Source organism: Marinifilum sp. D714, from assembly GCF_030851345.1.
GTDB lineage: Bacteria > Bacteroidota > Bacteroidia > Bacteroidales > Marinifilaceae > Marinifilum.
This window is the reverse complement of record NZ_JALPNU010000009.1, coordinates 128,057-143,674: the sequence shown is the minus strand read 5'-3', so window position 1 is coordinate 143,674 and position 15,618 is coordinate 128,057. Positions and strand designations below refer to the sequence as shown.

Genomic DNA, 15,618 nt, shown 5'->3' with positions numbered 1-15,618 from the left:
CCGTTTTATTTAAATTGAATCTATACAAATTACAAATATCGATACCCAATTGCAATGTAAATAAGCATTTATAGATTATTTAGAAAATTCAGTAAAAATCAAGCATGCGAGATAAATGCGATGAATCGTTATTTTTTTACCTTTGTCGACAATGCAATGTTTCTGCGATTTCTTATCCGGGTGCGAGTAGTCTATAATCTTTTCCAATGGCATTCCGGGCTGGAAGTTTTTAAGAGACATTGCATTTTTGTTATACAACAATCAGCAACTATCGACAAAACCAATTCCGATTGCTATATTTGAGCTGATAATTAAAAACCACAAAAGATTATTAACCAAATTTTAATACATGTCGAGCAATTATTTTAAGACATATCCTGACGAGAAAGGATATTTTGGGGAGTATGGAGGAAGTTATATTCCGGAAGAGTTAAACGCAGAAATGCAGAAAATTAATGATGCCTATTATTCCATCAGTAAATCTCATGAATTCATTTCTGAGTTAAGAAGTATTCGCAAGCATTTTCAAGGTAGACCAACACCTGTATACTACTGTAATAGATTATCCAACAAATATGGAGGAAGAATCTATCTGAAAAGAGAAGATTTAAATCACTCTGGTGCCCATAAGTTAAACCACTGTATGGGAGAAGCTCTACTTGCTAAATACATGGGCAAGAAGAAATTGATTGCAGAAACTGGTGCTGGTCAGCATGGAGTTGCTTTGGCAACAGCAGCTGCTTATTTTGGTTTAGAGTGTGAAATTCATATGGGTGAAGTGGATATCGCCAAAGAGCATCCAAATGTGATGCGAATGAAAATCTTGGGTGCCACTGTAATCCCTGTTACACATGGCTTAAAAACGCTAAAAGAGGCTGTTGATTCTGCATTTCAGTCCTACTTAAAAGATCCTGTTAATACAATTTATTGTATTGGTTCTGTTGTTGGGCCTCACCCATTTCCTATGATGGTTCGAGAATTTCAAAGAGTTGTTGGGATTGAAGCAAGAGATCAATTTCAGGAAATGACAGGTGAACTGCCAGATAATGTTGTTGCCTGTGTTGGCGGTGGTAGTAATGCAATGGGAATTTTCTCTGCATTTTTAGAAGATAAGGAATGTAAATTGCATGGTGTTGAACCTGCTGGTAGATCATTCGATAAAGGAGAACATGCTGCAACTTTAACATTTGGAAAACCTGGTATTATTCATGGTTTTAAATGTTACCTTTTGCAAGATGAAGAAGGGCAACCTGATCCTGTATACTCTGTTGCAAGTGGATTAGATTATCCTGGAGTTGGACCGGAACACTCGATGCTTAAGGATTGGAATAAGGTGGAATATCACTCCGTTTCAGACAAAGAGTGTATTGATGCATTCTATGAGCTAAGCCGTTCGGAAGGAATTATTCCAGCTTTAGAGAGCTCACATGCTGTTGCCTATGCATTGAAACTTGCACAGGCGAATCCTCGTCAATCCATCCTATTGAATTTAAGTGGTCGTGGCGATAAAGATCTTGACTTTGTAGTTGAAAAATATGGGTTACCTGAAAAAGTACATTAATATGTCAAAATGCTGCTCAAATGGGTAGCTTTTTTTTATATATCATCCTTCCAAATCGAATATTGACACTATCTTTATAGAATGGCAGAAGTATATAAATTTTCAAAAGATTTAAGCAAAGAATTTGAGTTCATCACATCCAGGAGTAGTGGTCCAGGAGGACAAAATGTAAACAAGGTGAATTCGAAAGTAGAATTGCGTTTTTCCGTTTTTGATTCAAATATCCTTTCGCAGGAAGAAAAAGAAACTATTTTCAAAAAGCTTTATCACCACATCAATAGTCAAGGAATATTATCGGTAACTGCTCAAACGGAACGTTCGCAAATCTTAAATAAAGAAATTGCGATTCAGAAATTTTATCAATGGATCGAATTGGCTTTAAAACCTGTAAAACCACGAAAGAAAACTCGTCCAACAAGGGCTTCTATTGAAAAGCGAAAAACTGATAAACAACAGCTTTCAAAAAAGAAGGAAGGCAGAAAAAAACCAGATTTACAGTGAACAGTGATCAGTTAACAATTAGCAATGAACAGTTAGCAATAAGCTATAGACATTCATAAAAAAAGCTTGCATAAAATGCAAGCTTTCATTTTTTATATTAATTCTGGTTTTACATATCTGCAAAGAAGTCATTTCCTTTATCGTCAACAATAATAAATGCCGGGAAGTTTTCTACACGAATCTTACGAACTGCTTCCATTCCCAATTCAGGGAAATCAATCACCTCGATAGATTTAATGCTATTCTTCGCCAATACAGCAGCAGGTCCTCCAATTGATCCCAAATAGAAACCACCATTTGCTTTACAAGCATCCGTTACTGATTGGTATCGGTTACCTTTTGCCACCATAACCATTGAACCGCCAACTTTCTGGAATACGCCAACATATGGATCCATACGACCTGCCGTAGTAGGTCCGAAACTACCTGAAGCCATTCCTTCCGGAGTTTTAGCTGGCCCTGCATAATATACCGGGTGATTCTTGAAGTATTCAGGCATCTCTTTACCTTCATCCAACATTTCCTGAATTTTCATATGCGCCATGTCTCTGGCAACAATCATAGTTCCTGAAAGATTCAAACGAGTTTTGATTGGATACTTGGTTAACTCTTTCAAGATATTTTCCATTGGCTGATCCAAATCGATATCAACAGCTTCCTTCATCGCTGGGGCTTCTTCTGGCAAATATTTTACAGGATCTTTCTCCAATTGCTCCAGGAAGATACCATCCTCGTTGATTTTAGCTTTGATATTTCTATCTGCACTACAGCTCACGCCTATACCAACCGGACAAGAAGCAGCGTGACGAGGCAAACGAATTACCTTCACATCGTGAACGAAATATTTACCACCAAACTGAGCTCCAATTTCACTTTCACGACAAATTTGCTCTACTTTCTTTTCCCATTCCAAATCGCGGAAAGCCTGACCACCTTCATTACCTTCTGTTGGCAAATGATCGAAATAACCAGTAGATGCTTTTTTAACTGTAGCAAGGTTTGCTTCAGCAGAAGTACCACCAATTACCAAAGCCAAATGGTATGGAGGACATGCAGAAGTACCTAGGTCTTTAATTTTTTCTTTGATAAACTTGGTTAAGTTCTCTTCGTTCAAAAGAGCCTTAGTTTGCTGATACAAGAAAGTTTTGTTTCCTGATCCACCACCTTTGGTTAAGAACAAGAATTCATATTCGCTTCCTTGATTTGCATAGATATCGATTTGTGCTGGCAAGTTATTTCCAGTGTTCTTTTCTTCGAACATGCTGAAAGGAACAACTTGAGAATATCTTAAGTTTCTTTCCTGGTAAGTTTCGTATACGCCTCTTGAAAGATGCTCAGCATCATTTGCTCCAGTGTAAACATCTTCACCTTTCTTTGCTACCACAATAGCAGTACCAGTATCCTGGCAAGTTGGCAACTGACCATCAGCCGAAACTACCTGGTTCATCAACATGGTATGAGCAACGAATTTATCGTTATCCGAGGCTTCATCATCTTTTAAAATGCTTTGCAATTTTGCAAGGTGAGCAGGACGTAAATAGAAAGAAACATCAGAGAAAGCTTCTTTTGATAACATCTCTAACCCCTTAGGATCCACCTTAAGTATTTTTCTTCCGTCAACATCAATTGTTGATACATAATCCTTAGACAACAAACGATATTCTGTGGTATCCTTTGTTATCGGAAATGGTTTCTGATATTTAAATTCGGACATGATATGATAATTTAAATTTTGTGTGTTATTTCTATTTAATGAAGTATACAGACAAAGATAAAACAAAATGAATTCCTCAATCTATTAAAAAGGCTATTCTAAAACATTGCCCTTAAACATACGATTAAGTCTGTTTCATCTTTGCTGCTCATCCAACCAGACTATAATTTAAAACTAAGCCTCTTGTTAGAAAAGCTATTAGCTTTTGGCTTTACAAATTAATCGTTTTGTAAGGACTCAATGATATTTTGTTTGCGAATTACCTTTAAAGGGATATAAATCCATGCCAAGCCACTAATGGCAATGGCCAATATAAGCAATAACACATATAGGTATGGCATCTGGAAAGCATTTGTAAACAAAGAGGGCAGTACGCCAATTAATGCTGATAAGATTCCACCCGCTAAACCAAGTACCAATAAAAACAGATTCTCACTAAACAAGAGTTTAAAGATATTGCTCTCGGTATAACCGATAGCTCTTAGCACAGCCAACTCCTTTTTGCGTTCCCATACATTTCGTAACAAAACGATTCCCAAACCAATTGTTCCGATAATTACACCCAAACCTCCCAGTATCATGAACATACTTAAGTAAGTATTTTCAACAGAATAGAAAGCAGCCATTCGTTCCGAGGTTTTACTTCCTCTTACTCCAAAATCCTGTAGATTATCTTCAAAATTCTTCATAAACAAAGAATCCTTTTTTGGACATTCTGCCAAAATAATTTTAGAACCACTAACCGATGGGAAGTTCTTTTGGAACAAGCTATCAGATATCAATATATTGCCTTGGAAGATGGAATTTGCCAGACCTCCTACAAGTAATAGCTTTACATCCCTTCCATATTCGTTCTGATAAACCAAAGTATCACCAATTGCTTTTTTCAAGCCCCACAATATCACAGTCTGATCTGCAATGGCAGGTATCACATCCTCGCCAAAGTTTTGATTTAATGCACTCCAAGGATTCTCTTTATCAACTTCTGGAAGCATTTTTGCAAAGCTAAAGGACTTTCGATCTTCAAAATCCGTAGTATTAAATCCCAATATTCTTGGCTTACTTACCTGATTCAAATTCAAGCAACTCGCATCATCTCCTTCCAATGCTCTGAACTGCACAAAACGTACGGATTTATCCAAATCTCCTTCCCAAAAACCGACTTTTTCCTGGCCCTCGCTTGTATTTAAATCATTTAATATTGGAAGAGTTGCTTCTATCCAATATTCATATCCACCTGATCCCGATTGATTGGAGTTTTCCGAATCCTGAAATGTTTTTCGATTCGCTCCGGTTATTAAAACTGAAAATGTTCCCAATGCCAACAAAACAACAATTGCCAGACTTCGCTTTACATTTCTTGCAGCATTCTTAACCGATAAGCCTTTTATACTTGGAGTTTGATTGCTGAATTTTGAACTGATCCCATTCAAATAATAATGCACAAATGCAGAAAAAGCTAGCAAAAACAAACCTCCTGCTGATAACAATAACTCAGCATTCTGCTCTAAAGAAGATGAGAATGCATATGCTATAATGGCAATACTCACAAGAAGTGAGAACAATGCGATCCAAATAGAGTAAGTCGATTTCTTGCCTGCGGTATTCTCATGCTTAACATCTTTAATCAGCTCAACAACCGATTGCTTCACCTTTTTTCGGGTTACAAATACAATGCATATGATAGCAATAATCACTCCCGAAGCAAAGCCAATAATCAATGTATTCATATCCAAATGAACTCCCAGCATATTGGTTCGTACCACATCTTGCCAAACGGAATTCAATGCGGATAAGATGAGCTTGTTGTAAATGATACCCAACAATACACCTAAAATACCACCAAGGATTATTGTAATAATAGATTCGTAAATTCGAATGGCAATGATTTTCGACTTGTTAAAACCTAAGCCAAGAAGAATACCTGTTTCCTCATTCCTATTATCCAGATTCAAAGAATAGATTAAAACAGTTAGCAGAATTGCAGCTGCGATAATAAAGAAACTTAAGCTTAAAAACAGACCACCAAAGTCAACCATATTATTGGCTGCCCTTTTTCCTTCATTTCTAACATCTTCAAATCCAACATTCAATACATCTGGTGTAACCAGCTCCTGTACTTTCGATCTGATATCATCTTTTGTTTCAAACCTTACAGCAGTATAAGTCCCGTATTTGTTACTCCATAAGTCAATGGCAGTATTCGATGATATATAGGCCTTTGGTGTACCCTTGTACTTCTTCCAATAATCTTCATCCTTGGGTCTGATTTTTGAAAAATCAACCGGAACACCTGCCTCCCATTCACTACATGAACCAGCATCGGTTAAACCAGGGAATGATGGCATCATAGATTGATCCCAATGCGAATCAGTAATTGGCAGAATTTCTTTAATGGTAAACACTCTTGACTCTTCAACCAATTGCCTTAAAGCACCAATCGTGTAATATTTAATTTGAAGTGTATCGCCAAGCTTAGCGTTTAAATCATCGGCCAACCAAGAGTTGATAATGATTTCATTTTCTTTGATTTCATAAGAATCAACTGAAGTGATAAAAGAATATGGTGTTTCCTTCTCATTTACACCTAAGTTATTCACAAAATAACTTAGCACATACTCTTTTTCACCCGAAATTTCATGAAGCAAATCGGTTATTGGAGTATCAATAAATACACGATCGGATATCAATTCAATTTGAGAACTTCCTTTTACATCTTGAATTTTCAAGCTGGCATCTTCCAATTTCCAATTGGCAGTTAAGCTTTCCTGCAATTGTTGTAAATCCAGCTCTTTTGAACCTTTGGAAGCAAGTAAAATCAAATTGGCCACCGATTTTAACTCCAACTCTTTCGCTAAAAACTCTCTTGACAGAAATACATTGTATGGTGCAACCTGATTGCTTTTCAAGCTAAATCTACCCAATTGTGAATCATCACAAATGGCCTTTACCTTCAGTCTTAAAGCAATATTCTGGTCTTCATCGGAAACAAAAGGTGTATTGGCTGGAATTACACTAGCTTTCTTCAATCGCAACAAAAAAGTATCACCTTGCTTTACATTCATTCGGTCAGCAAGATTTGTACTCAAACAGGCTTCATCTGCTTTTAAATTGTAAAGATGCGTATTGGATAAATTGTTGAAAGAAGCATCAACACCATAAACCTGAATGTTATTGATTCTCGTGTTACTCTCTGGCTGAACAGCTATGCCATCAGTCTGTATAAGAGGAACCACATATGCATCCAGATCAGTTGCAATTTCATTTGCTAGTTCGGCCCGAACAAAACGATCGCCAGTTGTCATGGCATATTCTACTTTGCCTAATCGCAGGTTCACCAGTTCATGCAAGCTATTTCTTACAGAATCGCCTACAATTAAAGCTCCAGTTAATACTGCTGTACTTACAATTGTTCCTAGCAAAACAGCCAAGTGCTGCTTGCGATAATACCATAAACTTTTAAGGATGTATTTCGTTTTATTCATGCAGAGAAGGGTTCAAATTGAGATTTATTGCCTGAATTTACTTAAAAACCCAATGCATCCAATATTTTTTCGTTCAACTTGCGATTCTTCCCTTGGTATGGATAACAATGAATATGTATTGCCGGATTGAAATTCATTTCAATAATGGCATAATTGTCTTTTGTTGCAGGTTTTGTGATGTCTTCAATCATCATGTCCAAGCCTGTAATTCTCACTCCTAAAGCCTCTGCTGATTTTGCAGCAATTTCCTTATAAGAAGGATGAATATCATCCGTAAAATCGATGCTATCGCCTCCTGTGCTGATATTGGAATTTTCTCTCAGGTATACAATTTCATCTTTTGCAGGAATGCTATCAAAATCCAAGTTCTGATCCTGTAAAAACATTGCCTCCGCTTCTTCTAACCTGATTTTTTCCAGAGGTGTTCGGTATCCTCTACCACGCAATGAATCCTTGTTCTTTTCCTCAACCAATTGTTTTATTGAACTACTCCCATCGCCTCTAACATTGGCTGGTACACGGTGAAGAATTCCGGTAACATGTTCGTTAATTACAAAGAATCGATATTCCTTTCCGGAAACAAATTCCTCTATCAAAATGCTATTGTCGTGCTCAAATGCAATTTCTACAGCACGCTTGTATACCTCTTCGCTATTATTTTCTTTTAGAATTGTAATTCCCAAGCCAAAATTGGTTGATTTGGGCTTGATTACAATTCCTTTTCCTTCGAACAAATCAAAATCTGATTGAGCTTCTTTTACATCGCGATAATCCAAACCAGAAGGAACTCTGATTCCAGCTTTTTCCAGAATCTTCTTTGTAACCAATTTGTTTTCCATCATCAAAACACTCGAATAATTGTCTAATGATGTTCGTGTGGCCTGCATTACATATTCGGTTTTATCACCTCTGTGCAGGCTAATAAAGTTCTCGCTTCTATCTAAAATTTTAAATTCCACACCACGGCGCAATGCTGCTTTCATTAACAACTGAGAAGACAATTCCAGGTCTTCAAATCCGTGAAAACGAAAGCCACTCATTTCACTTTCGGTTTTGTATTTTTTTGCAAGCTTTAAATGGAAGTTGATAAAGCCTTCCTCTTCTATTTGCTGCTTTACTTTTAGCGAAGAACGTGTGTCTGGATTAAGGATTAATCCTTCGGTTTCTTCCAAAGCCAATCGATAACATTCATTATCAGTAATTCCTGATGAATTTGCGAATTTTTTGATATCAGACAGAATATTTTGAAGCATTTCATCAATCTTCAGCATATTTCCATCGAAATTTTTCAATAAAAGATCAGGATTCATACCACTACAAGCCACCCAATCGTGATTCTTTGCAGCAATCTTTTGCTCTGTTTCGCTATATGTATTTTCTTCCTCTTTGAACAAACAATACAGCATAAACAGGTGAATAAAATACAACCTATTTTTCGATACACCCGACTTTTCGAAAGGATCCAAATCCAGAATTCGAACTTCAAGATGCGATATGCTCTTACCGTCATCAGCATATTTTAAACGGATTGGCAGATACAACTCTTCATCAAGAAGCAACTTACCTGAATCCACCAAATTTTTCACTGAATCTTTATAAGAAGCAAAACTGTTGAAATCGACAAAATATTCTTCGGCGTTTCTATAGCCTGCAGAACTGGTTCGAATAGAAACCGCTTTTCTACAGCCCATTCTCATTTTTTCCCCAGTACGTAATGACTTCATCTTTAACGATGGATCAGCCTCAGGGCTTTCTCCAAACAACCAAACCAAAAGCCAACGGTAACGCATAAAGTTGCGAACCATTTTCAAGTAAACAGCTTCGCGAAAATCAACCTGATTCCCTTTCCATTTAATGGCTTTACAAAGCTTTCGTTCCAATCGATCTGATAATGAAAAATTGAAATGAATTCCAGACAACATCTGTCTTTCCTTACCATATCTAATGGCCAGTTCTTCTCTGTATTTTTCCTTATGTACTCCTTCTTCTCCAAACTTTGCAATCGGAATTTCTTCCTCTTCCGGCAATAAAGGAGGTAAACTTTGTGGCCATAATAACTCCTCTCCCAAATTTTCCGAAATCACGTCATTTAATGTTTCCAAGAAACCGTGAACCTCAGCAATACTCTTTAAAGGCGGTGTAATCATTTCCACCTGACTCTCGGAAAAATCGGTAGTAATGAATGGATGACGAAACTTATCGCCTAAAATTCCCGGATGTGGCGTATTGGCCATTTTTCCCATTTCATCAACACGAACATTTTCTTTTTCAATACCAAATAAACCATCCGTGATACTTGCTTTAATAGCCTTGCAAGTCAATGTTTCTGCAATATTATTGATTAAATGATCCATCTTATTAAATTTTTCCAAAAGTATTTTTCTTTATATATGCTCTAAGTAGCAAATACATTACAATTCCCTTTAAGATACTACTTCCTGTGATACTCCACCATACACCGTTTAAACTTAAAAATGTATAAAAGCCCAAGAAGTATGCTCCCGGCAAACGCAAGGATGTAAAAATAACACTTACAGTTGCCGATATATTTGTTTTTCCCAAACCATTAAACACGCCGGCATTAATCATCTCCAGACACATAAACAGCTGAGAAACTGCTAAAATCATTAAATATTCCTTACCCATTAAAATACTTTCCTGTTCTGGAACAAATATCGAGAATAAGGTTTCCGGTAATAATAGAAAAATGATAGTAGTTACTGATCCAACAGCAAAAGACATTCTCCAACCTGCCTTGTAAATATTCGGAACTTCAGTTAGGTTTTTAGCTCCATAGCTCTGTCCCACCATAATGGTAACCGCCTGCATAAAACCACCTACAATCATGAATGTAATGGATTCTATTTGTACACCAATTTTTTGCACGGCAATGGCATTAGGGCCCCATTCGGCAATAATTCTAGCTAAGAATATGTAGATTATCGAGAATGAAATTCGTTGAACCGCTGCTGGTGTTCCAACAGCAAATATGGTTTTAAACTTTTCCAGATTAGGCAATAGTCCTCTGAAATTAATATTTGCAGTTTTCTTGTATATCACAAAGAAATAAATCAAGCTTAAACTACGACCTATAATGGTTGCATATGCTGCTCCATCAACACCAAGCGATAAACCAAAGATTAGGATTGGATCGAGTACAATATTGGCAGCAGTTCCAATTAAACTGGCTTTAAAAGAAATTTTGGTTTCCGAATGTGCATTAAACATGCTAATGAATAGAAGATTGGCATAGCTTAATATCACTCCAAATGTGCTAATTACCAAATAAGAGGTGGCCATTTCGTTCACCTCCGGATCCTGCATTTGGAAGAAGTTGATGAACTGTTCGGGGAATCCCCAGAATATAGCTGAAAATACCGTGGCAATAATTCCAATTCCCCAAAGTGCCGAGGTAGCAAATCTACCAGCACCTTCCTCATCCTTGGCTCCTACCGAATGTGATATTTTAATATTGGCTCCTACCGTTACTATGGAAGCCATTGCCCATCCCAGGTGAAGAAAAAAACCTGCCGACCCAACTGCCGCTACTGCATTACTTCCTAACGATCCTACCCATATCATATCGGTAAGATTATAAGCCGTGTGCAATAAGTAAGATCCAATAATTGGTATAGCCAATTTAAATAGATCTTTTCCTACTGCTGAATATTGTTGTTCTCGCTGAAAAAAGTGAGTTATATATCTGATCATAAAAAAAACTCGAAGTACAAGTACAAATGTACAATGTATTTCGAGTTCTATTTCTTAATCTATTGTTAATTTATGAAATCACCCTCTAGTCTTCCCTGAAAGAGTACTATGGCAACTGTTATCATTCTTTCCAAAAACCTCTTTGATTTCCAAATCTAAACTTACCAGGTCCGATAAGTGCTGCAGCCAATGCTCCAAATATATATAGTGCGTTTAGTTCTACAACCAAACCACCATATTCGGTAAATTTGAATATTTCGTGAGCATGAGCCGCTGCTGTGGCTACCAATATGGTAAACGAAATCAATAGTCCGGAAACCCTGGTATACAATCCTAGAATCATCAATATAGGAGCTACAATTTCACCAACATAAACTCCATACGATAAAAACTGCGGCATACCAGCTTGTCCAAGCACATATTTTACTCCTCCAATGCCATGTATCAATTTGTGAATACCATGCGGTAACATTAAACCTGCAACACTTACTCTAAGTAGTAATTTTCCTAAATTTTCCATTTTTCAGTTTTATTAATTTCAAATCTAAAATAGAAAGTAATTCCTTAATAAATTGTTAACTAGCTATAATTTAATTTCGATCAAGGGATAAACAAAATCGATTACCTTTGCTAATTCTATAACTATCAATCAACATTTGAATGAAAAGAAATCCGAATTTTCCTTTTGCCCCTGCAAAATTTCCATTTTTCTATGGCTGGGTAAGTATGGCTGCGGGCACTATTGGTGTACTTTGCAGTATTCCCGGACAAACCATTGGAGTTTCTGTCTTTACCGATTATTTAATTGACGAATTACAATTGAGCAGAGATGTGCTAAGCACTGCTTATTTAATCGGAACCGTAGCCAGTTCCACCATATTGACCTATGCGGGTAAAATATATGACAAATTTGGAGCAAGATTTACTGCCATTATCGCGGCATTAACACTTGCCATTACGCTCATGCTGTTTTCCGCTTCTACAGGTATAGCAAGTGGATTATCAAAAGCCTTCAGCATTAAATATTCTGTGGTTTCATTCGCAATGGTATCCATCTTCTTCTTTCTATTGCGCTTTTCGGGACAAGGTGTATTAACTCTTGCATCGCGCAACCTTATCATGAAATGGTTCGACAAGCGCAGAGGATTGGCCAATAGCATTTCCAGTGCCATACAGTCATTTGGATTTGCTGTAGCTCCATTGTTTATAGCCATGTTAATTGGTGAATTCGATTGGAGAACAGCTTACCAGATATTGGCAATATTAACCCTTTTGTTCGTTGTTTTTGCATTTATCGTTTACCGAGATAATCCTGAAGAATGTGGTTTAATTCCCGATGGAAAAGTACTTGAAGCAAAATCGAAGAACAATACTTCTTTTACTCCCAAAAGAGACTATACTTTACCCGAAGCACGCAGCACATGGGTATTTTGGATTTTTGCCCTTGCCTTATGCTTTAGTGCTTTCTTTGTTACAGGTTTTACATTTAATGTGATCTCTATATTCGATTCATGTGGTTATTCAGAGCAAAAAGCACTGAGCGTATTTATACCAACATCTATCGTTTCAATCATTACAGCCTTTATAGGCAACATTCTTAGCGATTATACACGATTGCAAAAACTGTTATTGGTGTATTTACTTGGCTGTTTGTTATCAGCACTTGGAGTAGCAATTCTTAATTATGCTGTTGGATATTACATTTTAATATTGGGTAATGGTGTTATGGGAGGATTATTTGCAGTATTGGCATCGCTTACCTGGCCTCGATTCTTCGGGCGCAAGCATTTGGGAGCCATTAGCGGATTATCCATGTCGCTTATTGTTTTTGCCAGCGCAATTGCTCCTTTGTTCTTTAGCAGAATTTATACGCTTACTGGTAATTATTTCCTTGCGGGATACATTGGTGTGGCACTTGTGGTGATTCTTCTCCTTTTATCAGGAAAAGCAAAGAACCCTCAATTGAATTAATTTTTATTGATATTATATTCATTATCTGATGATTTTCGTTAAATTTATTGTCACTTGAACCAAACATATTATTTGAAGTGACTGAAATAGCAAACAACATTCAAAAAGATCTTTTGGATAAGATTGAATCCATACCAGACAAGCAAATTATAACACCTACAATTCCCATAGCCATCTATTTACAAGAATCTGAAAACCTTGCCGCATGGGCAATGGATGATTTGGATCAACTCTCGAAGGTTGGAATAAACATTACACATATTGAAGATTTAAAAGAGCGAATTGAGGCTTGTCGTTTGCTACAGACTGAATGGATGAATATCAAAAGCTGCACTTCAGATGCTAAAATCAAGTGGCAAAAAGACTCTGAAGCTGGCTATGCGCTACATAAAGAAATCTTACACGATTTTAATTTTGCATTTAGAAATGATAAAAATCTAACTGGAATAGTAAAACGGATTAAATTGAGTCATGGTTATGCCAGTTTGGTGCAAAACCTAGCTACTTTTGCTCAAATTGGCGAGAATAATAAGGAACTTTTGGAACAAATTCATTTCAACTTTAACAAGCTTGAGCAAGCACTCCATTTATCTGAAACTCTTTTCTACGTTCGCAACGGTTATAGATCCAGTAAGGATAAGAAGCACAAACAAAAGGTATTGAGAGACAAATCGTACACTTACCTTAAATTATTGCTCGATGAAATTCGATTATCAGGCAAATATGTGTTCTCCAATAACAAAGAACGCCTTCAAGGCTATAAAGTGAACTATTTTATCCAAAAAAGAGCATCTCAAAAGGAATAAACCTCTCCTTATGGGAAAATTGCTATTCCCATTTACCAATTGAGTACTTCTAAAGGTAAGAAATGTTCTCTTGCATTATTAATTTCCGACTTGTGATATTATTTACCTTCTTGCACTTTATTTAAATATCTTGCGTTTTTTATTTTAGCCTTGCATAGTATTTCGATGTCTTGCACAGCAAGGCTTGGTTATTTTCCGCAAGACTTTCTTTTATTCTACAAGTCATTTATTTTTATTGCAAGACTATTATTTTCCCTGCAAGATTCTGTTATTATTTACAAGACTTCATTTCTTAAAATTAGGAATACGGATTTTCACGATAGGGATACAATTTTTTGCGATGGTTGTCTATTACGGGCAATTAGCCTATTAAAACAGCAAACAGGGCATCATTATTTTCCTAAAACAGAAAGGTTACACGCAAAGGGCACAAAAAGAATAAAACTAAAGAACGCAAAGGATATCTGTTGAAGATGTAGCCTTTGCGTTCTTTTCGTAAAACGCTTCTATATGAATCTTTATTTCTTCAAATCCGCTACCAATCGATTAACAGGAATCAAATCAAACTCCCCAAATTGTTCCGCCTCGTAATGCTTGATAAACTCTTTATTAATCATGAAGATTTTGCTGTTGTAGGTATCCTGAGGATAGGTATTCTCTGCATGAAAGTCATCAAAATCGGTAAAGTTTAGCGGACAAGCCGATAACTCCCAGGCATCGCCTTCCTGGTTCATAAACAGTAGCGGAAGTCCATGAGTTCGACAAATAAACGGACGAGATGCGTAGATCTGGCACAAATCATCAATCAGGAAATTACATTCCTCTGCCTCATCATCAAGTTCTCGGTATTGAGCAGGAGGATTCTGCTTCAACTCATCAAGTATAGCAAAATACTCTACTGGTAAAACCTGAAAATTCATACAACACTCCGAACAACCTTTCTTACATGCCATTTGATCTTTATGCAGATTTGCCAGTTTTCCACTCAACTCACTAACCTCATCTCTTAGCTGGCGATACTTTGCCAATTCTTCTCTTGCCTTTTCGTTCATTTTTATTGGATTTTGTGCAAATGTAGAAAAAGTATTTAACACACTCCTTGAATCCCTCCTGAAAGGGAGACTTTGGTAGCTGCAAGTTTGCTATTGATTACTGATAACTGTTCACTGATAACTGAAAAGGTAAAATATCTGCCAATTCAATTTTCTCAGGACTTACAGCAGCACGAATGGGATACACCTCTACTCCACTCTCGTAGGCTTTTTTCAGTGTTGCGGCATAATCAGGATCGATATCGAAGGCCGGGGTGAAGATTTCTACATCGCTGCGTTGAATTACATACACCATTACGGCGCGTTTGCCTTCCGCTTTTACTCTCATTAAAGTTTCCAGGTGTTTCTTGCCTCTAGTGGTTACAGCATCGGGGAAACGAGCATATTTTCCATCCTTTAAGCTCACGTTCTTCACCTCTATAAAACAATCTTCATCCTCATTGCTGGCAAATACATCAAAGCGGCTATCCTCGAATTTTACTTCCCGCTTTACGGTAGTATACCCCTTTAATGCTTCTATTTCCTGATTCAGCACAGCTTCATAAACCAATATATTGGGAACCGCTGTATTGATCCCTACCCAATCGCCATTGATCTTGATCATCTCCCAAGTATACTTGGTTTTGCGTTTGGGATCATCAACATGCGTAAGGAATACCTCTGCTCCTTCCTCCAGGCAAGATTTCATACTGCCGGAATTTGAGGTGTGTGCAACTACAACTTCACCATGATCCAGTTCCATATCTGTTAAAAATCTTTTGTATCGGCGAATGAATTTGCCATGTACAAGAGGCTTAGGAAATATCATATATTAATA

General features: G+C 37.0%; 11 protein-coding genes. 4 read left to right on the top strand and 7 right to left on the bottom strand.

The features are described 5' to 3' along the window. Positions 1-349 precede the first annotated feature (349 nt). Positions 350-1,561, top strand: a complete 1,212-nt coding sequence (trpB, locus tag M0051_RS10810; RefSeq protein WP_306741550.1) for a tryptophan synthase subunit beta — start codon at positions 350-352, stop codon at positions 1,559-1,561. A gap of 81 nt (positions 1,562-1,642) precedes the next feature. Continuing rightward, positions 1,643-2,062, top strand: a complete 420-nt coding sequence (gene arfB, locus M0051_RS10805) for an alternative ribosome rescue aminoacyl-tRNA hydrolase ArfB (protein ID WP_306741549.1) — start codon at positions 1,643-1,645, stop codon at positions 2,060-2,062. Positions 2,063-2,171: 109 nt separating this feature from the next. On the opposite strand, the gene M0051_RS10800 is transcribed toward arfB, so the two are convergent. The 5 genes from M0051_RS10800 to M0051_RS10780 form a co-directional block, all read right to left on the bottom strand. After that, entirely contained in the window at positions 2,172-3,776 is a 1,605-nt protein-coding gene (locus M0051_RS10800; protein ID WP_306741548.1) for a fumarate hydratase, read from the bottom strand. Between the two features lie 218 nt (positions 3,777-3,994). Next, positions 3,995-7,261: an ABC transporter permease gene (locus M0051_RS10795; protein WP_306741547.1), complete on the bottom strand. Its 3,267-nt coding sequence runs from the start codon at positions 7,259-7,261 to the stop codon at positions 3,995-3,997. 41 nt (positions 7,262-7,302) lie between these two features. Next, on the bottom strand, positions 7,303-9,615 hold the full coding sequence (gene gshAB, locus M0051_RS10790; RefSeq protein WP_306741546.1) for a bifunctional glutamate--cysteine ligase GshA/glutathione synthetase GshB: 2,313 nt from the start codon (positions 9,613-9,615) through the stop codon (positions 7,303-7,305). A gap of 4 nt (positions 9,616-9,619) precedes the next feature. After that, on the bottom strand, positions 9,620-10,972 hold the full coding sequence (locus M0051_RS10785; RefSeq protein WP_306741545.1) for an MATE family efflux transporter: 1,353 nt from the start codon (positions 10,970-10,972) through the stop codon (positions 9,620-9,622). A gap of 121 nt (positions 10,973-11,093) precedes the next feature. Then, a complete protein-coding gene (locus M0051_RS10780) occupies positions 11,094-11,492 on the bottom strand; it encodes a DoxX family protein (protein WP_306741544.1) in 399 nt (132 codons plus the stop codon). A 140-nt stretch (positions 11,493-11,632) separates the two neighbouring features. On the opposite strand from M0051_RS10780, the gene M0051_RS10775 reads away from it, so the two are divergent. Together M0051_RS10775 and M0051_RS10770 are read left to right on the top strand one after the other, a co-directional pair. Further along, positions 11,633-12,943: an MFS transporter gene (locus M0051_RS10775; protein WP_306741543.1), complete on the top strand. Its 1,311-nt coding sequence runs from the start codon at positions 11,633-11,635 to the stop codon at positions 12,941-12,943. Positions 12,944-13,020: 77 nt separating this feature from the next. Beyond that, complete coding sequence (locus M0051_RS10770; RefSeq protein WP_306741542.1) at positions 13,021-13,749, top strand: hypothetical protein; 729 nt, start codon at positions 13,021-13,023, stop codon at positions 13,747-13,749. Between the two features lie 518 nt (positions 13,750-14,267). Here M0051_RS10770 and M0051_RS10765 read toward each other — a convergent pair. Continuing rightward, positions 14,268-14,801, bottom strand: coding sequence for a YkgJ family cysteine cluster protein (locus M0051_RS10765; protein ID WP_306741541.1), 534 nt, complete (start codon positions 14,799-14,801; stop codon positions 14,268-14,270). Positions 14,802-14,898: 97 nt separating this feature from the next. Next, complete coding sequence (gene sfsA / locus M0051_RS10760) at positions 14,899-15,609, bottom strand: DNA/RNA nuclease SfsA (RefSeq protein WP_306741540.1); 711 nt, start codon at positions 15,607-15,609, stop codon at positions 14,899-14,901. Positions 15,610-15,618 lie beyond the last annotated feature (9 nt).

Coding starts and splice junctions, on each gene's coding strand:
- M0051_RS10785 (WP_306741545.1), bottom strand. CDS start 10,972: ATGATCAGATATATAACTCACTTTTTTCAGCGAGAACAACAATATTCA.
- sfsA (WP_306741540.1), bottom strand. CDS start 15,609: ATGATATTTCCTAAGCCTCTTGTACATGGCAAATTCATTCGCCGATAC.
- M0051_RS10800 (WP_306741548.1), bottom strand. CDS start 3,776: ATGTCCGAATTTAAATATCAGAAACCATTTCCGATAACAAAGGATACC.
- gshAB (WP_306741546.1), bottom strand. CDS start 9,615: ATGGATCATTTAATCAATAATATTGCAGAAACATTGACTTGCAAGGCT.
- M0051_RS10780 (WP_306741544.1), bottom strand. CDS start 11,492: ATGGAAAATTTAGGAAAATTACTACTTAGAGTAAGTGTTGCAGGTTTA.
- M0051_RS10795 (WP_306741547.1), bottom strand. CDS start 7,261: ATGAATAAAACGAAATACATCCTTAAAAGTTTATGGTATTATCGCAAG.
- M0051_RS10775 (WP_306741543.1), top strand. CDS start 11,633: ATGAAAAGAAATCCGAATTTTCCTTTTGCCCCTGCAAAATTTCCATTT.
- M0051_RS10765 (WP_306741541.1), bottom strand. CDS start 14,801: ATGAACGAAAAGGCAAGAGAAGAATTGGCAAAGTATCGCCAGCTAAGA.
- trpB (WP_306741550.1), top strand. CDS start 350: ATGTCGAGCAATTATTTTAAGACATATCCTGACGAGAAAGGATATTTT.
- arfB (WP_306741549.1), top strand. CDS start 1,643: ATGGCAGAAGTATATAAATTTTCAAAAGATTTAAGCAAAGAATTTGAG.